20 protein-coding genes are annotated in these 22780 nt (G+C 51.1%); 3 read left to right on the top strand and 17 right to left on the bottom strand.

Features of this window, described 5'->3' with window-relative positions:
* From AAY72_RS16910 to AAY72_RS07635, 4 genes are all read right to left on the bottom strand, one after another.
* On the bottom strand, positions 1–209 hold a 209-nt coding region (locus tag AAY72_RS16910; RefSeq protein WP_231728923.1), incomplete at its 3' end, for a hypothetical protein.
* Positions 210–361: 152 nt separating this feature from the next.
* Positions 362–1252, bottom strand: coding sequence for a TniB family NTP-binding protein (locus AAY72_RS07645; RefSeq protein WP_057786523.1), 891 nt, complete (start codon positions 1250–1252; stop codon positions 362–364).
* Entirely contained in the window at positions 1249–3186 is a 1938-nt protein-coding gene (locus AAY72_RS07640; protein ID WP_057786522.1) for a Mu transposase C-terminal domain-containing protein, read from the bottom strand. The genes AAY72_RS07645 and AAY72_RS07640 overlap by 4 nt, the downstream gene beginning before the upstream one ends.
* A 2-nt stretch (positions 3187–3188) precedes the next feature.
* Positions 3189–3875, bottom strand: a complete 687-nt coding sequence (locus AAY72_RS07635) for a TnsA endonuclease N-terminal domain-containing protein (protein ID WP_082628965.1) — start codon at positions 3873–3875, stop codon at positions 3189–3191.
* Positions 3876–3959: 84 nt separating this feature from the next.
* Here AAY72_RS07635 and AAY72_RS07630 point away from each other — a divergent pair, with 84 nt between their 5' ends.
* On the top strand, positions 3960–4649 hold the full coding sequence (locus AAY72_RS07630; protein ID WP_369815341.1) for an ATP-binding protein: 690 nt from the start codon (positions 3960–3962) through the stop codon (positions 4647–4649).
* A 17-nt stretch (positions 4650–4666) separates the two neighbouring features.
* Here the strand turns inward: AAY72_RS07630 and pyrC are convergent, their stop codons facing one another.
* The gene (gene pyrC / locus AAY72_RS07625) at positions 4667–5710 is read right to left on the bottom strand and encodes a dihydroorotase (protein ID WP_008950389.1); all 1044 of its coding nucleotides are present in this window, start codon (positions 5708–5710) and stop codon (positions 4667–4669) included.
* Between the two features lie 154 nt (positions 5711–5864).
* Between pyrC and AAY72_RS16820 the strand changes: the two genes are divergently transcribed.
* Complete coding sequence (locus AAY72_RS16820) at positions 5865–6017, top strand: hypothetical protein (protein ID WP_169313479.1); 153 nt, start codon at positions 5865–5867, stop codon at positions 6015–6017.
* A gap of 7 nt (positions 6018–6024) precedes the next feature.
* Here the strand turns inward: AAY72_RS16820 and AAY72_RS07615 are convergent, their stop codons facing one another.
* The gene (locus AAY72_RS07615; protein WP_057786517.1) at positions 6025–7200 is read right to left on the bottom strand and encodes a multidrug effflux MFS transporter; all 1176 of its coding nucleotides are present in this window, start codon (positions 7198–7200) and stop codon (positions 6025–6027) included.
* A gap of 211 nt (positions 7201–7411) precedes the next feature.
* Between AAY72_RS07615 and AAY72_RS07610 the strand changes: the two genes are divergently transcribed.
* Complete coding sequence (locus AAY72_RS07610; RefSeq protein WP_057786515.1) at positions 7412–8452, top strand: LacI family DNA-binding transcriptional regulator; 1041 nt, start codon at positions 7412–7414, stop codon at positions 8450–8452.
* On the opposite strand, the gene dauA is transcribed toward AAY72_RS07610, so the two are convergent.
* From dauA to AAY72_RS07560, 11 genes are all read right to left on the bottom strand, one after another.
* Positions 8445–10205 (bottom strand): C4-dicarboxylic acid transporter DauA, encoded by a 1761-nt coding sequence (gene dauA, locus AAY72_RS07605; RefSeq protein WP_057786513.1) that lies wholly within the window; start codon positions 10203–10205, stop codon positions 8445–8447. The two genes, AAY72_RS07610 and dauA, sit on opposite strands and share 8 nt — an antisense overlap.
* Before the next feature lie 140 nt (positions 10206–10345).
* Positions 10346–12052, bottom strand: a complete 1707-nt coding sequence (locus AAY72_RS07600) for an alpha-amylase family glycosyl hydrolase (RefSeq protein WP_057786512.1) — start codon at positions 12050–12052, stop codon at positions 10346–10348.
* A 3-nt stretch (positions 12053–12055) separates the two neighbouring features.
* Positions 12056–13552 carry an MFS transporter gene (locus AAY72_RS07595; protein WP_057786510.1) on the bottom strand — a complete coding sequence of 499 codons (1497 nt, stop codon included), beginning with the start codon at positions 13550–13552 and terminating at the stop codon, positions 12056–12058.
* Between the two features lie 90 nt (positions 13553–13642).
* A complete protein-coding gene (locus AAY72_RS07590) occupies positions 13643–14056 on the bottom strand; it encodes a penicillin acylase (protein WP_082628964.1) in 414 nt (137 codons plus the stop codon).
* 60 nt (positions 14057–14116) lie between these two features.
* Positions 14117–15991 (bottom strand): glycoside hydrolase family 13 protein, encoded by a 1875-nt coding sequence (locus tag AAY72_RS07585; RefSeq protein ID WP_057786508.1) that lies wholly within the window; start codon positions 15989–15991, stop codon positions 14117–14119.
* A 12-nt stretch (positions 15992–16003) separates the two neighbouring features.
* A complete protein-coding gene (locus AAY72_RS07580) occupies positions 16004–18454 on the bottom strand; it encodes a TIM-barrel domain-containing protein (RefSeq protein ID WP_057786506.1) in 2451 nt (816 codons plus the stop codon).
* A complete protein-coding gene (locus tag AAY72_RS07575) occupies positions 18454–20367 on the bottom strand; it encodes an alpha-amylase family protein (protein ID WP_057786504.1) in 1914 nt (637 codons plus the stop codon). The genes AAY72_RS07580 and AAY72_RS07575 overlap by 1 nt, the downstream gene beginning before the upstream one ends.
* Positions 20368–20579: 212 nt before the next feature.
* Positions 20580–20747: a hypothetical protein gene (locus AAY72_RS16710; protein WP_008606470.1), complete on the bottom strand. Its 168-nt coding sequence runs from the start codon at positions 20745–20747 to the stop codon at positions 20580–20582.
* 100 nt (positions 20748–20847) lie between these two features.
* Positions 20848–22104 carry a DEAD/DEAH box helicase gene (locus AAY72_RS07565; RefSeq protein ID WP_057786499.1) on the bottom strand — a complete coding sequence of 419 codons (1257 nt, stop codon included), beginning with the start codon at positions 22102–22104 and terminating at the stop codon, positions 20848–20850.
* Positions 22105–22213: 109 nt separating this feature from the next.
* Positions 22214–22366, bottom strand: a complete 153-nt coding sequence (locus AAY72_RS16815; protein WP_008606468.1) for a DUF5989 family protein — start codon at positions 22364–22366, stop codon at positions 22214–22216.
* Positions 22366–22773, bottom strand: coding sequence for an SxtJ family membrane protein (locus AAY72_RS07560; protein WP_057786497.1), 408 nt, complete (start codon positions 22771–22773; stop codon positions 22366–22368). Before AAY72_RS07560 ends, AAY72_RS16815 begins: the two co-directional genes overlap by 1 nt.
* Positions 22774–22780: the final 7 nt, after the last annotated feature.

Genomic DNA, 22780 nt, shown 5'->3' with positions numbered 1-22780 from the left:
CAAGATAGTTGACGCCGAACACTGTATCCTCCTTCACGTTGTCGGTTTTTACATCCTAAAGGGAGTATCCAGGGAGTTACGATCCCTAATCTGTGGCATGGCTTACGACTTGAAATTCTTGATTCAATAAAATCCAATGTCGTTTTATTAAGTAGTGCAATCTCGATGCCAGTAACTTGAGACAGAACCAAAAGCTTGCTTTGCTCCATTCTGTCAGTATCCGTAGTCCAGACTCGTTGCTTCGGCCAGAGTATCTCCCCCAAAGCAATGCTCTCAAGTCCATATGCGTAGCTTAGCCGCAGTAAGAAGGACGCTAACCCTTCATCTGCAAACAAGGGGACGGGAAGACCCCATTTAGAACTTACAACTGAACTTCCCGAATGCCACGAGTAGGTCGGATCCATTTATGTTCTTCAATGATGGCTTTAGTGATTTGTTCCTGACCAGACCGAATGGCCTTAATCGCACACTGGCGTAGTAAACTATGCAAGTTACCGATGTTACCCTCTGAGATCGTATGTAGGAGGGTTGCAGTCTCAGGAAGATGCAGCTGGGACGCTAACTTCAGCGGAAGTACTGTCTCGAACGCTGCCAGCAACCTCTGAAATGATTTATTGAGTTCCCATGTAGGCAATGTAATGACATCAAACCGGCTAGCATGCTGAGGATCCGTATGTAAGGCTCGGACGGCTTCACGAGTGCCAACACCAACGATAGGGATCTTTAACTCATTACAGAGCAACTTGATGGCATTCATCACCTCCCGCTGTTTTATCGCCGTGCCGGTAACCAATGAATGAAATTCGTCAATGATCAGTATTTGGGTATTACATGAGCGAAATAAATGAATGACTTGGTACCGCAATTTCACAACCGGGTCTGTCGCTCTATATGGAGCGTAGAACTGCTCGAGAATTGAGACTAATAGTCCTTTTTCATCTGCTGCGGGTGGCGATTCCGCAACGATCACAGGTTTAACCGGGTCTGAATGATCATTTACGTATGCTTGCCCATAAATATCTTTGAAACGCTCAACGATAGTGCTTTTCCCATTGTTGCTATCGGCCACGACTAGAAGACTAGGCATCCTAGTTCGCTTAGGCATTTGCATCAGATTCTGCATCGTATCCAGAATATGGTGAGCCTGATCATAACCAATCCAGCGTTTTTCGTTAATGAAGTGGACCCTATCTGCGTCGGAAAAGCCAACAACATGCCTGAAATCTTTATGTATATGCTCAAGTGAATTCATAGTATGTCTCCAAATGCTTCGATATCACCGTCTAATAAGTCATTAGAAAGACTAGGTTTTGCAACAAAATTTGTCGGTGATGAACTCTCTACGGACAATACTGCAATTTCTTCGCGAGACTTCTCATGCTCAACTCGTCGCTGAGCTAACCTTCGGGCACGTTTTGTTTTAGCTTTAGATTCTTCCACATGATTTCTGAGATCAGTAATCGCTTGATAAACTTCAAACTGGTTGAAACTCTTTTTCCCTTCAGCATTAAGACGTTCCTTTGCCAATCTATACTCCCAAACGCTAATAGGCGGAAATTTTAGATCGGCAAAAGGTACTTTAAAGTACTGCTTGATTTCGGGATCAAAAAACCAAATCTTACTTAAATCTCTTGGGTCATATCGAAAGATAAACTTACGTTTCTTTTCTGGGTTGTCTGGGTCTGCACTATTAATCCAAGGTCGTAACGCATCTGCGTAGTAGGGTAAATAATCAATGGTGACGCCGAATGACTGAATTGTTCTCATCTCGCATGGCATAAAATCGAGTAACAACGTGAGTCGGTCTGCTGGCCGTGGTGGTAGCCCAGATCCGACGACTTGTTCATTACCAAAGACACCAATTTCCCACTGCCTAAAAGGTGTTATTCCAAGTGAGGAGTGTGGGCGTTTATGATAAACACGACATATATGCCCCGCTAGCCATGTCTCGAACTCTGATTTCGTCATTGCTGAATGCTTATCAGAGTCATAGCCGTCGCGGTCTTTGATGGACGAAAACGTCGTTCCTGGTAAATCATGGATTTCAAATAAAAACGTCCCTAACAGACGTTCTATATGCCCACCGTATTGAGGCTGCTTAACAGGCCTGAATTCGAGATTTATATTGTGCATCAAGCAAGACTTTCTGAACGTCCCCGAGCGAAACTCCGCTCCGTTATCAACGTGGATAGTTCTAGGTTTACCCCAGACAGGCCATTCAGCATTGACGCCGTGCAACAACAACCATTCATCCTTTGGACAAATAGAATGGGCAACACACATTGCGACTGATGTTTCAGAAGGTGGGTCAAACGAAACATAATATCCAGTTACCATGCGGCTATATACGTCGATCGCCAGCGTTATCCATGGTCGACCAATTGGCAGCCGGTATTCATCATCTACTAAAATGATGTCAAGAGGTGTGTGGTCGATCTGAACAACAAGCAAAGGAGCATCTGCATTTGGAAAGCGCCCAGGAGTTGCTGAGTACTTATTTTTGGCTTTCTCCGCTTCACCTCGAGACCTTAAGCGCACCTTTTCAGGTATTGCCTTTATACGCTCTCTAATGGTATTCCCAGCAGGTGCAGCAATTCCCCTTAGCTCGCATACCCGTCTTACCTCTTCAACGGTCTTGTGCACACGTGAGCGCTGCTGTGTAAGGTAAACAGACTTGATAGCCGCATCAATAATGAGTTCAATGGCACCGGTGATCCGTTTATTCCCTTCCTTCCATCCACGTTTACGAGGAACTAGGGCAGATACAACCCCATATGCTTTAAATCTGCTGAGCCAACGATAAAGAGTGGCAGTACTGGCTTTAACTTCTTTTGCTCTAGCCTCAAAGTCTGATTTAGAAATAAAGCTTTGATTGAGCAATGGCTTAATTGCCAAGTAACGTTGCTCTGCTACTTGCCAATCTTTGTCAGCAATTGCCTGTTGATCAAGCCCTATTGAACCGCTTGGACCGCCGTTTTCTTCAAATGGAGTAAGCTCTTTAATACGCAGAGGTTTGCTTTTCCCCGTATCAACGGAGACGCCTATGATCGACTCAAAATCCAAAACCTCAGAGATGCGATAAACAATAGTATCGTGGACAACATAATTGCCAATCTGAGTATCGACTACGGCACGGTTTACCGGAAATGAGCCGACTTCTTTTTCATCTTCGAATTCTCTGTCCATATTCAGTTGACCCATAATTCAGAAAAGTCAGATAACGGAATGGATAGGTCACATTTCAATTGGTTGGTCGCGACCAAATGCCATATGTGTGATATCCCAGTAGCTCGATAAATACCCATGAAGTGCCTAGCCAGCAAAGCATGAAACTCAACAGCCCCACGCTCTCTCACTGATTCAATGATATGAATACTATCTTCATTTGAGAATTCCAGGCGCTGATATCGACTTAAAAACATAATGTTTTTTAGGACTTCATCTCTAATTCTGGACTCATCGTATATCCTGAACTCCCAGCCTTGTTCCCGAGCGAATCTACGTGCAGCTTTCCATTTAGCAGACCATTCACGCCAATTTTTTTTCCACTCCGTGTATGGTTTTACCTCCACTAGAACTGGCTTTGGATATCGAGAATAAGTTGCAAGACCTAACGACCGATAAACCAAAAAATCGGGAGTGTATGAATATGTGCGTCCACTTCTTGTTTTAAATGGGATGACCACTGGCTGAGGAATTATTTCTGAAACACCAAGGTCAAACTCATTGCGAATGATGAAATCACGTTCTAGTGTAGATTCGTAAGGAATAGAGGTTTCACCTCTAAATGCGTATACGCCTGACACACTTCTACGTGTAGGTTTTATTTTACGTGTTTGTTTAGGTATGGGCTGGTATCGACTATTACTACTCATTTATACCTCGGTATCATCTATTTCTGAATAACTGTCTCACTTAATTGTGAAAAAAACAGCCCGATATTTAAGTAAAATTTACCTATAGTCTCATTAATTACTGCAAATGACAGCGGGTCAGTACCCAGGCCGGGTGAAATTTCACTGGCGCATCACGGGGTGTTATTTTTAGATGAAGTCACCGAATTTCCGCGTAAAGTATTGGATGTATTACGGGAACCCCTGGAAACCGGGACGATTCACGTTTCCCGGGCCGCAAGGCAGGCCGAGTTTCCGGCACAATTTCAGCTGGTGGCGGCGCTAAACCCCAGCCCCACCGGCCATCATGAGGACGGCCGCGCCAATCATGGTGAAATTCTGCGTTACCTGAACCGCTTGTCCGGGCCTTTTCTGGAACGGATTGAATTACAAATCGAAGTGCCGTTATTACCCGCAGGTAGCCTGAGCAGTCAGCAAGCGGAAGAAAGCAGCCAGCAGGTGCAGCAACGGGTGCTGGCCGCCAGGCAATTGCAATTAGCGCGTCAGGGCAAAGCCAATGCCCGTTTATTAGGGCGGGAGCTGAATCGGTACTGCCCATTGAGTAGCAGCGATGCGACGTTTTTAGAAAACACCCTACAGAAATTTAAATTATCAGCCCGGACCTATCACAAGCTACTAAAAGTCAGCCGCACTATTGCCGATCTGCAGCAGAGTCCGCAAATTGAGCGCCCCCACTTGCTGGAAGCGCTCAGTTACCGGGCTTTAGATCGGTTACTGCAATATCTGCGGCAATAATCTTCAGCAATCTGTGTTTACTGAATACCCTGCTGTAATTTCCATTTCAGGGTCTGACCACCGAAAAATGGCACTATCGGATGACCGTTTGGCAGAATAATTTCCGCCGGCACCTGCCATTCCTGTTGTACCAGCGTAATGGTGCCGCTGTTGCGCGGTAAACCATAGAAATCAGCACCATAGTGGCTGGCAAAGGCTTCCAACTTATCGAGGCAGCCCAGCTCATCAAACACCTGCGCATATAACTCGATAGCACTGTGCGCGCTGTAGCAGCCGGCACAGCCGCAGGCCGATTCTTTGCGGTGTTTTTCATGCGGCGCCGAGTCGGTACCGAGGAAAAACTTGGCTGAGCCGCTGGCCACCGCGGCACGCAGCGCTTCCTGATGAGTGCGGCGTTTTAATACCGGCAAGCAGTAGTTATGCGGCCGGATACCACCGACTAACATATCATTACGGTTCAACAGTAAATGCTGTGGCGTAATCGTTGCGGCCACATTAGCTGAGGCTTCGGCAACAAAGCTGGCGGCGTCAGCAGTAGTAATATGCTCAAACACCACCTTTAGTGACGGCAAGCGCGCCACGATATGCTGCAGGTAGCGGTCGATAAATACTTTCTCACGGTCGAAGATATCAATTTCATGATCGGTCACTTCGCCATGGATCAGCAGCAACATACCGGCTTCGGCCATTGCCTCAAATACCGGATATAAGGCATCCAGCGCCGCGACACCTGAGCTGGAGTTCGTCGTGGCACCGGCCGGATATAACTTAGCCGCCACGACCCCTGCCGCTTTGGCTTGCTGAATATCAGCTTTGCTGGTTTTATCGGTTAAATATAAGGTGACCAGCGGCTGAAAGCGGCTACCGGCCGGCCGTGCTGCCAGAATACGATCGCGGTAGGCAACTGCCATCTCGGCGGTGGTAACCGGTGGCACTAAATTAGGCATCACGATAGCACGCTGAAACACCCGCGCCGTGGCCGGTACGGTTTCCAGTAACATATCGCCATCACGAAAATGCAGGTGCCAATCATCAGGGGTTTGCAGCGTTAAAGTCGTCATCGGTAAGCTCCGGCCGGCTGGAAAAGTTGCGCTATGATAGCAGGGATAGCCCGCTGACGAAATTACTGCTCAGGCTTTTTCAGTCGCCTCCAGCTCTGCTACACTTGCTGCCATGGCAGCGATTCTGCTGCCACAGCAACCAGGAAACCTTGCCATGTCAGACTTTGACCTCGACTTAGACCATTTAGATTTTGACGCCGCCGAAGATTCCGTCGCGGCCCAGCTGGCTGCCGCTAATAGCGCTGCCGCTGAACCGCAGTTTGGCGATGACGATGACGAGTGTAGCGGCGGCGCCTGTAAGATTTAGTAATCGTCTAGTGACCGAGGGCTTTAGCCCAGATCACTGAACCTAAAATACACAAAGTACCGGCCAGCATCAGCAACGAGAACGGTAATGCCGTGCCGGTATAAAGTAAGCCCAACAACGGACCGGCCAAAGCGCCACTGCCAAAGCGTAAGGTACCAATTACTGCCGTTGCGGTGCCACTGTGCTGTGGAAACTGCATCAGGATCAGCGCATCAGCATTCGTCGCCATCAGCCCTAAGCTGGCCATCAGCGGCGCAATACTTAATACCGTAAACCATAACCCCAACCCGGCTGCGTTAACCGCCGTCAGGCTGGTTGCCGCCAATAAAGCCAGCACCAGGCCAATACTCAGCATCCGCATTGGCCCCAGCCGGGTTACCAGTCGACTGTTAGTAAAGTTCGCCAGCATCAAAGCAGAGACGTTTAAACCAAATAGCAGCGCAAATAGCTGCTCGCTGACGCCGAAATAGCTGATATAGACAAAAGATACGGCCGTGAGAAAGGTAAAAAAGCTAAAGGACGCAAACATCGAAATGGCGATAAAGGGCCAGGCTGAGCGGTTAGCAAACACCTGCTGATAGCCACTGAAAAATGCCGGCCGGGCGCTATTGCCACTTTGTTGTTTAATCTCTGGTAAAAAGTGCCAGCACAATAGCAGCATAATGGCGGCATACAACGCCAGCAACGAAAAGATATGCTGCCAGTGGGTGACATACATCACGCCGCTGCCAATTGCAGGTGCAATCAGCGGCGCCAGCATCATAATCATCGACACATAGGACATGCCCTTAGCCGTATGCTGTTGGTAAAGATGCCGCACTATACCGGGGATCACCACTGTCGCTGCCGCACCACAAAATGCCTGTAACGCACGCCAAAGTAAAAAACCTTCGATACTGCTTACCAGACTCAGCGCCAAACTGGCGACCAGAAAGCCGGTTAAGCCAAATAATGCCAGCGGGCGGCGCCCCAGCATATCAGCCAAGGGACCAAATAACAGCATACCCAGCGCATAGGCCGCCAGATAAATACTTAACGATTGTTGCACCAGAGCATTAGTAGTAGCTAAGGCTGAGGCCATCAGCGGTAAGGCTGGCAAATACATATCTATTGCCAGTGGGGTGATAGCAATCACTGCAGCCAGTAACATCACTTGCCAGAGTGAGGGTGAGACGAATTTCATGACAAACCTCCGGGAGGGCGCATCATACCGGCTCAGCCCTGCGACAACCAGAGCGAAATTTCGTTAGAAAAGCGGCCTTTAGCTGCAAAATGCCGAATGGTTACCGCCGCTGCTGTGCATTGAATCTGACACCGATTCACTCTATGATACCGAGACTAAACCTGTGACGCCGTGTTAACGTACAAGCAGGTATCGCCGCTAAGAGTACAGCATGAAAGATAAAGCCACCTCTTTTGATATCGCCTATCTGGCCGGAGTATCGCAGTCCACGGTGTCGCGTGCGCTGCGTGACAGCCCACAGGTAAACAAAGAAACCCGCGAAAAGGTGCAGGCGATTGCCCGCCAGCTGAACTATAAGGTGGATAAAAATGCCAGTAATCTGCGCAAACAGCGCAGCAGCACGCTGGCGTTACTGCTGTTTGAAGATCCCACCACCGACGAGTCGCTGATCAATCCGTTCTTTTTATCGATGCTTGGCAGCATTACCCGCGCCTGCGCCCGTAACGGCCAGGATTTACTGGTGTCGTTTCAGCAACTCAGTGACGACTGGCATGCCGACTATGAAGACAGTAAGAAAGCCGATGGCATTATCCTGCTGGGCTATGGCGACTATGTTGATTACGAAGAAAAGCTGGCCAAATTACTGGCGCAGCAAACTCACTTTGTCTGCTGGGGGGCCGAAGTACTAGGCCATCCGGAGTTTACTATTCGCAGCAATAACTGGCAGGGTGGCTATCTGGCCGGCGAGCATTTACTGCATACCGGCCACCGCCATTTTGCTTTTATTGGTAATGCTTCAGAGGGCAGCCCGGAATTCAGCGCCCGCTATCAGGGCTTTATTGATGCACTTGCCAAAGCCGGGATTACGCCACAACAGGTACCGCATTTTGATGCGATCTCAACCGAAAGTGCCGGCGATCAAGCCACTGCTGCCTTGCTGGACAGTGGTGTCAGTATCGATGCGATTTTCTGCGCCAGTGACTTGATTGCGATTGGCGTAATGCGCTGCCTGAAACGTCGTGGCATTAACGTACCAGAGCAGATCGCTGTGATGGGCTTTGATGATATCCCCGCCGCCTCTTTTGCCTCACCGGGCTTAAGTACTATTCAGCAGGATACCAGCAAAGCCGGTGAGCTATTAGTGAATAACCTGCTGAAACTGATCAACAACCAGCCGATTACTGATACGCTGATCGAACCTAAACTGGTGGTACGGCAATCCTGTGGTGCTGCCGGCTCGCCCGCTAACTGAGTAGCGCAGCGTCAGGCAAAGTTTGCTCTGCCTGGCGACCAGCAAGCTGCTCCAGCGCCTCGCGTAAGGTCGGGTAAAACGTCAGCTGCCCCGGCTCTGGCTTAACGCCGGCCTTAGCCAGGGTTTTTAGTGGCTGAAACTGCAGATCAGCAATCAATAATTCCACCCTTTGTTTACGGCAGTGATCTAACAACTTATCCAAGGCAGCCAGACCACCGGCATCTAGTAGTGGCACACCGTCCATATACAATATCAGCCCCCGTTGCTGCTGGCTAATCAGTGCCACTTCGGCAAAAATCCGATCGGCAGCGGCAAAAAACAGCGGGCCGCTGATTTTTAATACCTTCCAACCTTCAGGTAATGCCTGTTCAACTTGCTTGCGGTTGCCGCTGATATCTGTGACCTTAGTCATCGCAGCAATATCTTTCATAAACAGCATGGTTGCCAGCAAAATACCGGCGGTAATGGCGATCACCATATCAAATACTACGGTCAGTAACAGGCAGACTAAAAACACCAGCACATCGCCTCGTGGCGCGGTTTTCAGTAAGTGCCAGGCTTTCGGGGCTTCACTCATGCCCCAGGCCACCATGACCAACAGCGCGGCTAAAGCTGCCATTGGCAGATAGGCCAACACTGGTGTTAGCAGTAATAAAGCGAATAGCACCACCAAGGCATGCACCATAGCAGCGATGGGCGACTGGGCGCCGGCTTTAAAATTCGCTGATGAGCGCGCCAGCGCCGCGGTGGCCGTAATGCCACCAAAGAACGGCGTAATAATATTCCCGAGGCCCTGCCCCAATAATTCGCTATTAGCACTATGGCGCCGGCCACTGGCATTATCCAGCACCACCGCACAGAGTAGCGATTCAATGGCCCCTAACATGGCAATAGCAAAGGCGGCAGCCAATAAATCTTTTGCCAGCTGCCAGCTAAAACTCAGTGGCTCACCAGCGGGGCCGGGGCGGTTCCAGGGCCAGTCAAAATAGGGCAAGTACGGCGGCACCCCGGCAGCCAGGCTGCCATCAGCAGCGGTATAACTAAAACGCGAGGCCACCGTCGGTAAATCAATACCAAATTGCAGTAATAACAACCCCAGTAAGGTACCGACCAAGAGCGCCGGCAGATGCGGCGGAATAGCAGTATTTAAACGGCGCCAGCCAATCATTACTGCCAGTGTGACAGTAGCGATCAACAAGCTTGGCCAGGCAAAGTGTGGTAATTGCTGGCCAAGTAACCAGATCTTATCGCCAAAATGCTCAGGTAACGCCGCCAATGGCAAACCAAAGAAGTCTTTGATTTGCAAAATCACGATCACAATTGCAATACCTGAGGTAAAGCCGAGGGTTACTGACTCCGGGATATATTCAATTAAGCGGCCCAAGCGAAACAGCGCCATCGCCACCAGCATCACTCCGGCCAGCACTGAGGCGAGCAATAGACCACTTAAACCGTACTTTAACGCTATCGGATACAGGATCACCACAAAGGCAGCAGTCGGCCCGGAAATACTAAAACGTGAGCCGCCGGTCAGGGCAATCACAAAACCGGCGATAATGGCCGTATAAAGCCCATATTGAGGTGGTACACCGGATGCAATCGCCAACGCCATCGCCAGCGGTATCGCAATAATGCCGACCGTAACACCGGCCAGTAAGTCTTTGACCAGCTTGTGCCGGTTATAACCCTCGGCCAGACTCTCACGCAAAGCATGGCAAATCCGTAACGAAAATAAATGGGCGCGATGCGACATCCGGCATTCCCTTAGCTAAGGATAATATAGTCAGTGTAGCGCGGACTTAGACAGGGGACTATCGGCTTTTAGTCGCAACAGATCTGTACAGCAGAAACTCCCGGCAGCGACAACCTACTGCAACCGGGAGCAGGGAGACCTTATTGGCTTTGCAGCACTACTAAACCATAGGGAGCCAGTTGACTGGCATTAAGATCAAAGCCCCAGCTGGCCTTGAGCTTGCTATCCAGGGTGGCACTAATATCTAACGGCTGTTCACTCAGGTTCAGCACAAAGCGGGTATGGCTGCCATTTAACTCGCGGTCAATCTGCAGCAGGCCGGTAACAGGCTCTGTCACCTGATAGCTGCCTGCCAGTTTTAGCTCGGGCCGCTGCTTTTTCTGCGCGATTAAGAACTGATACAGCCGCCACAGTGAGTCTGGCTGGGCTTGTTGCTCTGCAACGGTATTACCACCGACGCTTAACTGCTGCTGTAAAAAGCCCGGCCACCAATCGGCAAACTGCACGGTAAACTGCTCTTTTTGCTCTACCCAGCTAAGCGGCGCTGCAGTAAAGCCAGCCTGGGCCTCAGTGTTCCACAGCATCGGTGCGCGTTTGTATACATCGTGGCCACTTTGTGCCTGCGTTAAGCCAATCTCTTCACCGTAGTAAAGATACTTAGTACCGGGCGAGCTAAACAGCATGGCCGCGGCCAGTTTGGATTTTTGCAGTACCGCCGCACGATCACCGCTTAACTGAAAAGCGACGCGGTCCTGATCATGGTTAGTTAAAAACGGCGTGAAGAACGCCAGTGGCGCGGACGAATCCAGACGGCGTTGCAGGTTTTCCTGTAGCGGGTGTAATTCGCCACTTTGGGTGCCGCTAATAGTACCAAACTGCGCAGCATTGCCAGCATTTTGCTGCAGCTGACCAATAATTTTATAACCCACTTCAAAGTCAAAACCCTGATCCAGCCCCTCACCGTTGCCCCAATATTTGGCGGCAATCGGGATATCAACCCAGGCTTCGCCAACTAAATAAGCTTCCGGGTTCACGCTTTTGACAAAGGCATTAAAATCGCGCCAATAATCAATGGTCGCCGGCAAATCGGCCTGACCATCCGGGCCACTTTCCATCACAAAGCGCACCGCATCTAAGCGGAAACCGGCCACACCCTTGTCCAACCAGAATTTCGCCATCTTCTTCATTTCGGCCACCACATCCGGGTGTTCTAAATTCAGATCCGGCTGGGTCGCACCAAAGGCGGCGTAATAATACTCACCGCGCCGCTCATCAAAGTGCCAAACTGCGTCCGGCTGATCATTATCAGCCCAGGCATGGCCCCAGCCTTCGCCTTTGGCTGGTAAGTCCTTACGCCAGACAAAGTAATCTTTATAGGGCGCGATGCCTTCGGCTGACTTTTGAAACCACTCGTGCTCACGCGAGATATGGTTAATCACTAAATCCAGAATGACCTTAATGCCTTTGGCATCAGCGGCCTGAATAAAGGCCTCAAATTCGGCCATACTGCCGTAGTCACGCTCCACCTGATAAAACTCAGTAAAGTCGTAACCGTGATAGGAGGGCGCTTCAAACATCGGCGTTAACCAGATGGCATTAATACCCAGCTCCTGTAAATACGGCAGCTTGGCGGTCATACCATTGAAATCGCCATGGCCATCGCCGGTCGTATCATAAAAGCTACGCGGCCAAATCTGATAAAACACCGCATCCTGCCACCAGGGGGTAGACTCAGCTGCAGCGCTCGCCGCCAGCGGTGCGGCAACAGTTTCAGTTTGCTGTGGCGCCGGCTTGCAGGCACTAAGTGCCAGCGCCAGCGTCAGCGCGGTTAATGAGGTTCTTAACATGGTTTATCCCTTTACTGTTTCGGTTTTTATCCGCAACACATAAAGTGCCGCTATTACATAACTTACGCCACCAATCGCCAGCGCATAAATCGCCTGCCCCTGGAACAGATAGCCCACCAGGCTGCCCAGAATAGCTGCCGCCAGCAGCTGCGGTAACACGATAAAGATATTAAACATCCCCATATACACCCCCATTTTATGGGCGGGTAAACAGTTAGATAGCAGCGCATAAGGCAGTGACAAAATCGAGGCCCAGGCAATACCAATGGCAATCATCGGTAACCACAGCAGCGCCGGATCTTTAATCAGGAAGAAGGAGAATAAACCCAGGGCGCCGAATAACAGGTTAATACAGTGCGCTTTTTGCGTACTAGTGGCTTTAACCAGTAGCGGGATCAGCAACGCAGCGATAGCGGCGAAACCGTTATACACCGCAAACAATACCCCAACCCAGTCAGCGCCATTGTTATAGGCTACCGAGGTCGTATCGGTGGTGCCATAGTGGTAGCTGGTAACGGCGGCGGTGGTGTAGATCCACATCGCGAATAACGGAAACCAGGAGAAAAACTGCACCACAGCCAGTTGGCGCATGGTTTTCGGCATGGTAAATAAATCATCGGTCAGCTGCACCAGCATATTGCGGTTTTGCTGTTGCTTAAACCAGCTGGCCGCCCATTGCAGTAAACCAAAGGCGGCAACTAAGGCGCCGAGTAAATACAGTTGCTTATCCAGCTGCCAGAATGCCACCGCAGCAAAGGCTGCCACGCCAATCACCACAGCAGCGGCGCCACTACGCCAGTAATCCTGAGCCGGGGTTGCCATAGGGGCACTAGGGTGTGCTGCCTGCTCAGCGGCATCAAAGGCAGCCAGTTGCTCCGGGCTATATTCTTTACTGGAGATAATGGTCCAGCCCACCGCTAAAAACAGTACCACACCACCGGCATAGAAAGAGTACACCACCGAATCCGGGATCATGCCTTCGGCAGCCGTATTGGCGACACCAAACCAGTTGGTCATAATCCAGGGTAAGGCAGACGCGACCACCGCACCGACACCGATAAAAAAGGATTGCATGGCAAAGCCGGTCGGCCGCTGCTGTTTATTCAGGTTATCACCAACAAAGGCGCGAAACGGCTCCATCGTCACGTTAATGGCGGCGTCTAAAATCCACAGCATACCGGCGGCGATCCACAAGGTCGGCGAGTTTGGCATTATCACCAGCGCAGCGGTAGTGGCTAAAGCGCCGTATAAAAAGAACGGCCGGCGCCGGCCCAGCTTAGTCCAGGTTTTATCACTAAAGTGGCCAATGATCGGCTGAACCAATAAGCCGGTTAGCGGGGCGGCGATCCACAGGATCGGAATTTGCTCCATGTCGGCGCCCAGGGTTTGGAAGATTCGGCTGACGTTGCCATTTTGCAGGGCAAAGCCAAACTGAATGCCAAAAAACCCAAAGCACATATTCCAAATCTGCCAAAAGCCAAGGTTTGGTTTGGTTTGCATAATGATGGTCTCTGTTGCGGTTTTATAATTATTTACCTGTCAGGCTGTTTGATACCTGCATTTAGCGGCAAGAACAAGATGAATACGTATTCAGCAAGGCGCAACGCCGCGAAGGCACCGCGATTGATAGGTTTTACAGACCGGCAAACACAAACGGCTGCGCCGGTTTAGACTGCGCCAGCGGGTCGAGGGAATATTGGGTTCGGCTTCGGAGGAAATACCAAAGGGCACCAAGGCATTGCGAATCACGCTAAAGACACTGGCCAACACACTGCCATATTTGGCGGTCCAGCGTACCGAGTTGGGACCGACCTCGCCCCGGCGATCGATACCGCGCGGAAATAACCAAAGATTCGCCGGAATTTCATCTTTCCAGTCCATCGAGCGGGCGGTAATAATGGTTTGCTCCGGGCCCTTATAGACAGCCCGGGTGCAGGCATCGCTTACTGCCAATGGCAGTAGCGCGACCAAGCAGGCTACAGCAAGCAGTTCTTTAATTCGCATTGGAAAGTCCCTGTTAAACAATGAAAAAATCACTGCTAACTATGGCAGAACAGTCGCAGTTTAGCGAATATCTAATACCAATACGCCCCGCGCCGGCACGGTTAGCTGCTGCTTAAGCTGCAATTTCGCACCGGTTAGCACCTCTGTTGCCTGCACACCTGCAGGCAGTACCTGCCTAAAACGCGCCAGCTCCAGTGTTACCGGATGCGGCTGCTTATTCAGCACCACCATCACCGTTTGCTGCTCGTTATAGCGGAAATAGGTATAGGTGCCGCGATCCGGCGCAAAGTGCAGTAGCTTACCCTGATGGATCGCGCTGGCAGTTTTACGCCAGTTTAGCAGCCGGCTGACCAGTTGCTGCGCCATGCGCTGGGTATCCGTTAACCCCACGCCGGTAAAGGCATTGACTTTATCGCCCGCCCAACCGCCGGGAAAATCGGCCCGTACTTTGCCATCATCACGCTGTGGCGGGCTGGTCAGCGCCAGCTCAGTGCCATAAAACAGCTGTGGAATACCGCGCATGGTAAAGAGGTAACTTAGCGCCATCCGGAACAAGTCTTGATCTTCGCCCAGCACTGAAAATAAGCGGGCGGTGTCATGGTTACCCTCAAAGATCACTAAATTGAAGGGGTTGGCATAGACATGGTCATTGCTCAGCATTTCATACAGCCGGATCCAGCCGCTATTCCAGCTCTCCGGCTCTGCCAGTGATTTTAGCAGGGCGTCATACAGCGGGAAGTCGAGCATCGCCGGAGTATGCGAAACATAACCATCTTTATTCTGCTTGCCGGCCTGCCAGTACGAGACGATAAGCGGATTCGGGCTCCATTCTTCACCCACAATATTAAACTGAGGATACTCCTGCATAATGCGCCGGCCCCACTCGCTTAAAAAGGCTTTATCGGCATAAGAATAGGTATCTTCCCGGATACCGGACAACCCGGCGTATTCCACCCACCAGATACTATTCTGAATAAGATAGGTCGCTAATCTGGGGTTACGCTGATTCAGATCCGGCATGGTGTCAACAAACCAGCCATCGGTAAATAGCTCGCGATCAATATCGGCCGCATAAGGGTCCTGAATGGTGCTGCGGTTATGATTGGTTGGCACAAAGTTGCCATTGCCATCGCCGCTCGGGAAGTTCAGCCAGTCTTTAGCCGGTAAGTCCGGCAGCCACCAGTGATTACTGCCTATATGGTTCACAATAATATCCTGAATCACCTTAATACCGAGCGAATTGGCGGCTGCAACAAAGTCGCGGAACTGCGCATTGCTGCCAAAGCGGGGATCTACCCGGTAAAAGTCGGTGGCAGAATAGCCGTGATAAGAGAAAGCCGGTTGATTATTCTCGGTTAGTGGCGTTGGCCAAACCGCAGTCACTCCCAGCTGTTGTAAATACGGTAATGCTTGTTGCATCCCAGCCAGATCGCCACCATGACGGCCGTTGTCATCCTGCCGGTTCGCTTGCTCCAGCATCCCGGGTACGCTGTCGTTACTGGGGTCGCCATTTACAAAGCGATCCGGCGTAATCAGATAAATCGCATCGGCTGGTGAGAAGCCCTGACGCTGTGCCGAACCGTCACTTCGTGCCAATAACGGGTAATCGACTTGCTGTACGGCCTGTGCGTCGCGCCAAAGCTGCAGTGGCAAGGTGCCTGCTGCCGCATCAGCAGACAGCGTCAGCTCGACAAACAGATAATTCGGGTTATCGGTACGATGTACCGCGCTGATGCTAACCCCGGGATAGCTGAGCTTAGGTGTCAGCTCTGCTAACTTATCCCCGTACAACATCAGCTCAACAGTCGGGTGCTGCATACCAACCCACCAGTTCAGTGGCTCAACCCGCTTAATGCTAGCGGCAAGCGGCGAAACGCTATAACAACCTAGCATTAATGCAATAACACTTAATAGCCTGAAAGAACCTAAGCGCATCGCCACCTCCGTTTAGTAGTGCAACCTTAGCTGCTTAGTTTCTGCGGTAAGTGGCAGCTTAATCTTTAACTGCTTATTCGCTTTGTCATACCAGGCGATATTTTCACCGCGGGCAAAGCGCTGCGGCTGGGCAACAATCGGGATATAACGGCCATCCAGATAGATTTTGCGCGCCTTGCCACGTTGGTTATGCAGCACCAGCGTTAAATCGCGGCTGGCCGGCGTGCCCTGATACTCCCCGCCTTCGCGGCTAAAGTTCAGCGTTAGCCTGTTGTTTTCCGTCGTGGCCGCGAAATGCAGCAGCTCATACTGGCCCTTAGCAACCGAATCCGGCGTTACGCCATCATCTTCAAACAGGCTGTACTGGCTGGCAGCGACACTCTGATCGGCGTAATAGTGCAGCGTTAACGCCTTGCCCTGATAATCCGCGGTGCGTTGCAAGCTGTCGGTCATCGGAATAAAGCTACCGGCTTTTACCAGCACCGGAATGGTGTCGATCGTTACCGGGCGCTGTAGCACCTGACCACCTTCCAGCCGCTCGCCGCTAAAGAAATCGAACCAGACACCTTGTGGCAGATTTACCGGCCAGCTTGTTACGCCTGGTTCCGTTACCGGCGCCACTAAAAAGGCATCGCCCCATAAATAGCTGTTGGCTTCATCGCGTAGCGCGGCGTTTTGCTCATCCAGGAAAAACAACGGCCGCATTAGCGGTATCCCGCTTTGGCTATGCTGATAGGCCAACGTATAGTTATATGGCAGCAGTCGGTAGCGTAGCTCCAACCAGGGGCGCAGGGTGTTAATCACTTCGTCGCTATGGAATACCGGCTCAGGCGCAATATGCTCCTGGGCATGTGGCCGGTACACCGGCTGAAACACGCCATATTGCAGCCAGCGGATATACAGCTCAGGATCAAAGACTTCACCACCGGCAAAGCCACCTAAGTCAGAGTGGATCCAACCAAAACCAAATAAGCCCATTTGCAGCGCCAGTTCGACCTGCGGCTTTAATCCGCCCCAGCTACGATCGACATCACCGGTCCAGGGTACCATACCAAAGCGCTGCGAACCTAAGCTGCCGGCGCGCATCATAATAAAGGGCCGCTGTGCCGGGAAATCACGGCGATAGCCCTGATGCACCAACTCAGCCCAGCGATGGCCATAGGCATTATGCACTGCATCGGCAGGCTGTAAGCCAATGCCCGGCAGATAATGATAGGTATCGGCCGGGTGCACTTCAGGCTCGCCCAGATCGCCCCAAATACCACCAACACCTTGCGATAATAACTCATGGTAACGCTGCCAGAACCAATCGGCGGCTTTGGGATTAAACACATCAACCAGACCCGTATTACCAAAGTAAAAATCAAAGGTCTTTGGCTGACCATCCGGTCCCGGTGCGATAGCCCCCGCTGCAACCGCTTCATCCCAGCGCTTGGAGCTAGTCAGAATAAAGGGCTCAGTCACCAGGATCGTTTTAACGCCATCGGCGGCAAAATCAGCCAGCATCTGCTCTGGATTCGGGAAAGCTTCACGATCCCAGTCCAGATTACCCATATGGCCCTGAATATCCGGCCCGAACCAGTACAGATCGATCACAATGGCATCTAGTGGCAGCTTAAGATCGCGGAATTTTTGCACCACCGCCCGCGCCTCTGCCTCGGTGCGATAACCAAAGCGCGAGGCATAGTTGCCTAAGGTCCAGCGCGCGGGTAATGGCGGTTTGCCACTGACCGCCAGATACTGCTGGATCAGCTCAGGCGTCGTATCAGCGGCGACCAGCAGATAGCTACTGCGGCCGCCCTGAACACGAAAACGTAACTGATCTGTCTGGCTATGGCCCAGATCCAGCTCACCAGTGGCGCCATTATCAAACAGCAACATATAGTTTTTATCGGATAAAATACCGGCCAGGCTAAAGTACATCTGGCTCGATTCGGTGCTGTAGCCATAATGTGCCTTGTTATAGAGCGGTAACTTATGACCGCGGCGATCCATGCCCAGCACTCGCTGCCCGGCACCAGCTAATTTTTCCTGCTCGGCAAGGCTAAAATCAAAACCCAGCTGACCATCTGCTTGAATTAGGCCGGCCTGATCCCGGGTTAACAGCTCGCCATCGCGGTAAAAAGCAATACTTAACGGGCTTTTGTTGATCACCAGTTGCAAGGCATCACTTTGCAGTGTTAATTGCTGCTCGGAGCTGGCTAGCGCCAGCTCAACCGGCTGCGCCGGATTACCGATCAGCAGCGAGGGTAACTGAGTTACCCCGGCAGGCTGATACCAAACTGCGACACTGTGCGGGTTATAGAACTCAACGCTCACTTCGCCCTGATCAGTGGTTAATACCACTCCTTGCGGCGTAATGCGGTGACTTTGATAATGCTCAACTGCCAGTGCAAATAATGGCGCCAGCGATAAGGTTAGGGCACTCGCAGTAGTGAGGGCCCAACTAAACACTTTGCACATTACTCCCCCTGCCGATTAAGTTGATACACCACAGAGCCCAGCGCTGCCAGCTTGACTTGCACCTCCCCCTTACCGGCGGTGACGACTAATTCATTAGTTTTACCCGTCAGTTGATCTTGCAGTAAATATTTACCATCACTCAATTGCCAGGCGGTGATTAAATCTGCCGGCAGTTGCAGACTGAATTCAATGCCCTGTTGCGGGTTAAAATGGCTAACAACTAACAATTGCTGCTGTTGGTTATAACGGGCGAATGCTAATTGCTGCTCTGAATAAGCACTGCCGGCAGCCAGGTTGTCAGTGTGCAACTCACGGTAGGCACCGTTTAACGCCGGCGCCTTGGCACTAAACTGCATTAAGGTTTCATAGAATTGCCGCAACTCACGCTCTGCCGGACTTAACGCTCCGCCATCAAATTTACCACCATTCATCCAGCGTTGGTGATGGGGTACGCCCCAGTAATCAAAGATGGTGGTGCGGCTGGCCTTACCAAAACCAGCGTCAGCTGCACCGGGTTCGCCGACATCCTGGCCAAAATAAAGCATGGTCGGGGATGTGCTGATCAAGGCTGACACCACCATCGCCGGCATCCCTTTGCGTGCATCGCCGGCAAATTCCGGGGCAGCAATTCGCTGCTCGTCATGGTTTTCCAGAAAGTGCAGCATATGCTGTTCAATATCGGCCATCCGCTGTTGAATGGTCACCAGCTCAGACGTCGGGCCTTTACCCTGCATCACCAGCTTCAGGCTGTCGTAAAACTCGACTTTATCGTACAGGTAATCCATTAAACCAAGCTTGATATAGTCGCGGTATAAATGCGGTTGATACACCTCGGCCAATAAAAAGGCGTCCGGGTTTTGTTGTTTAATATGCGAATTTAAATAGCTCCAGAATTCCACTGGTACCATCTCGGCCATATCGTAGCGGAAGCCATCAACGCCCATCGCAGTCCAGTACAACACGATGTCACGGAATTTAATCCAGGTGTTGGGCACTTCTTTGCCTTGCCAGAACTGATAATGCGCTTGCCAATCTTTCTCAGCATAGTCGGCCGGTAGTTTGTCAAAGTCGTAACTACCATCCGGACGCACACCAAAGTTGATTTTTACCGTTTCATACCAGTCGTCAAAAGCCGGCTGCACCGAACGGGCGCCATTACCGGTCCATTTCGCCGGCACTTCGGCAAATTTGCCATCGGCAAGCGGGTGAGCGTCACCACCCAGCACCTGATAATCTGCAGGCCAGGTCGGAACTTGGAAGGCGGAACCCGGAACATAGTAAAAATTATTATCACGGGCATATTCCACGCTGGTATCGTCATCCGCACCAAAATCACGCACACCCTCCGGCTTAGCCAGTGACTCGTAACGCCGGGCCACATGATTAGGGACGATATCGATCAATACCTTCATCCCATGCTGATGGGTGCGGGCGATCAGCGCCTGGAATTCTTCCAGCCGATTGGCCGGGTCGTCAGCCAGATCCGGATTCACACTGTAATAGTCTTTCACTGCATAGGGTGAACCGGCACGACCCTTTACCACATCAGGGTCGTCGTTGCTGATGCCATAGGCGGTATAATCACGGATCACCGCATGGTGCGGCACGCCGGTATACCAGATATGGGTTGTACCTAAGGCTTTAATACCTTTGAGCGCAGCATCGTTAAAGTCACTAAACTTACCGACACCATTTTCTTCCAGTGTACCCCAGGGCTTGTTAGTGGTATTCGTATTACCAAATAGGCGGGTAAATACCTGATACACCACGGGCTTACCGGCAGGCTCTGCAGCGGCGTCTGTTTTAGGATTTGCGGCGGCTGCCGGCGTAGCCTGTTCCGGCGCAGGTGCTTTACCACAAGCAAGCAACATCGACAGCGCCAGAGCGCTTAGGGTGGCGTGTTTTATTTGCATCAGCGATTACCTTGTCTGTTGATCTGGTTATGTTGATTAAATTACCGCAGATTCCGTGTCAGGTTATGCCTTTTTTTGGTGCATACGTATGCAAAGCAGCGATTTATGGCTGCTGCGACGCCACAGACATAGAAATATTGAGTGCATAACGCTGCTGGCATATTGTTAAGAAAAACTAGAGGTAATAATGCAAACGACTGCAGTAAGTTCGCTTAATTAGAACTTAGCTGCTTATGCTTCAGCATTTCCGGGCGGGCAAAAACTTCGTCGGCATCTATTTTCGGAAAGGAATTAACCTCACCATCGTGAAATAGCAGCTCGTAACCGATGGTCTCTTTTGCTGCGTTAAAGATGGGTTGCCGCGCAATATACCCGTACATACCAGCTAACTCCAAAGTACGACCTGTACGGGAGTATAAGCCGATCTGCGGTTGAAACAAGAGTGCCGCCGGATATTTCGAACCGGCGGCTTGTGTTGCTTTAGCGCGCCGTGTTCGCGCTAACTAAGGCTCTGGGTTGAGCGTAGGTTTTTGGCTTTTTCGGTTTCTTCGGCTTAACCGGTGCAGTACTTAACATCGTCTCGGGCAACGACTGCTGCGGCGCAAAACCCTCGATAACTTTGCGTGGTAACAGCTGTTTAATCAGCTTTTCAATACCTTTCAGCTCTTTCATCTCTTCAGCACAGACCAGCGATACCGCCAAACCAGCGGCACCGGCACGACCGGTGCGGCCAATGCGGTGCACATAGTCTTCAGCAACATTTGGCAGCTCATAATTGACGACCTGCGGTAATTGCTGGATATCGAGGCCACGAGCAGCAATATCCGTTGCCACTAACACCCGGATGCCGCCGGCTTTAAACTCAGCCAGTGCTTTGGTGCGGGCATTCTGGCTTTTATTGCCATGGATAGCCATGGCGCTGATGCCCGCTTTTTCCAGCAATAAGGTCAGCTTATTGGCGCCATGTTTGGTTTTGGTAAACACCAGCACCTGCTGCCAGTTATGTTGCTTGATTTGCTGGATCAGTAAATTGGCTTTCTGGCCTTTATCAACCGGGTATAACCACTGCTCAATCCGCTCTACCGTGCTATTGGGCGGCGTTACCGTCACTTCCAGCGGTTCATGCAGCAGGCCTTTGGCCAGGGTGCGGATCTCTTCAGAAAAGGTGGCCGAAAATAACAGGTTCTGCCGCTTCGGCGGTAACAGCGCCAGAATTTTCTTAATATCGCGGATAAAGCCCATATCCAGCATCCGGTCGGCTTCATCCAGCACCAGAATTTCCAGCTGATTAAAGCGCACCGCGTTTTGCTGGTATAAATCCAGCAACCGGCCCGGCGTGGCAATCAGAATATCAACGCCTTTACGCAGCGCCATCATCTGCGGGTTAATTTTAACGCCACCAAATACCAGCGTACTGCGTAGCGGTAAGTGCTTACCATACAGCTGCACACTTTCGGCCACTTGCGCGGCCAGTTCACGGGTTGGGGTTAAGATCAGGGCCCGTACTTGATTTGGCTGTACTTTACGGCCTTGCTCGCGACTGTCATTTAAACGCTGCAGCAAAGGTAGGGTAAAGCCAGCCGTTTTGCCGGTACCGGTTTGGGCGGCGGCCATCAAGTCGCGCCCCGCCAGTACCGCAGGGATAGCTTGTTGTTGAATAGGTGAAGGTGTAGTGTAGCCTTTTTCAGCTACCGCTTTGAGCAGCTCAACCGCTAAAGGTAAATCAGTAAATTGCATGCGTATTCCCGCAGTGGTGCTGCGAAAATCTCTGCCCGCAGCTGCAGTGCCCTTCAAAAGGAAGGGCGCGCAGCATACAGCATTTACTCAGCTTTAGCGAATTTGGCGCTTAGAATAAGGTATAGATAAAGCCCGCCAGCGCAGACTGCTGACTGACAACGATCAGCCCGCCTAACAACGCCAACACCAAAATAATGGGTAACAACCAGATTTTTTTGCGCACTCGCAAAAAGGCCCATAAATCAGTTAAAAATTCCTGCATTAGAATGGATCCTCCAAGTCTTTTGCCGTTGGCTCTTTATCGGGCATGCGCCAATAACTGTTACCTTTAGGGTGCAGCTGGTACTGCAGCTTACCGGTTAACCTGAGTAGTAGCCCAAGTGGTGCCATCAACAGATAAAACACCACGCCAAGCAGCAGTCGGGTATTCAGCCAGCCCATAACCGCCGCAAAAGCCATCCATACCCGATAGGGATAATATAAACCTGGCGCATAAGCCAGCGCCAGCGATAAAAATCCTGCAGCGACCATCCAAGGCCAGAGTGGCCAAAACCAGCCAAAAAGCCAGGGTAGCAAGAGACCAAATAGTATTGGGATCACCAGCGCCATTTGCAGGCCAAATTGGCGCAGCCCCTTGTGGTCAGTTTTTTTTAGTAACAGCGCACTCATCTGTTAT

It is taken from the genome of Alishewanella sp. WH16-1, from assembly GCF_001441695.1.
Taxonomy (GTDB): Bacteria; Pseudomonadota; Gammaproteobacteria; order Enterobacterales; family Alteromonadaceae; genus Alishewanella; species Alishewanella agri.
This window is presented reverse-complemented; position numbering and strand designations above follow the sequence as displayed.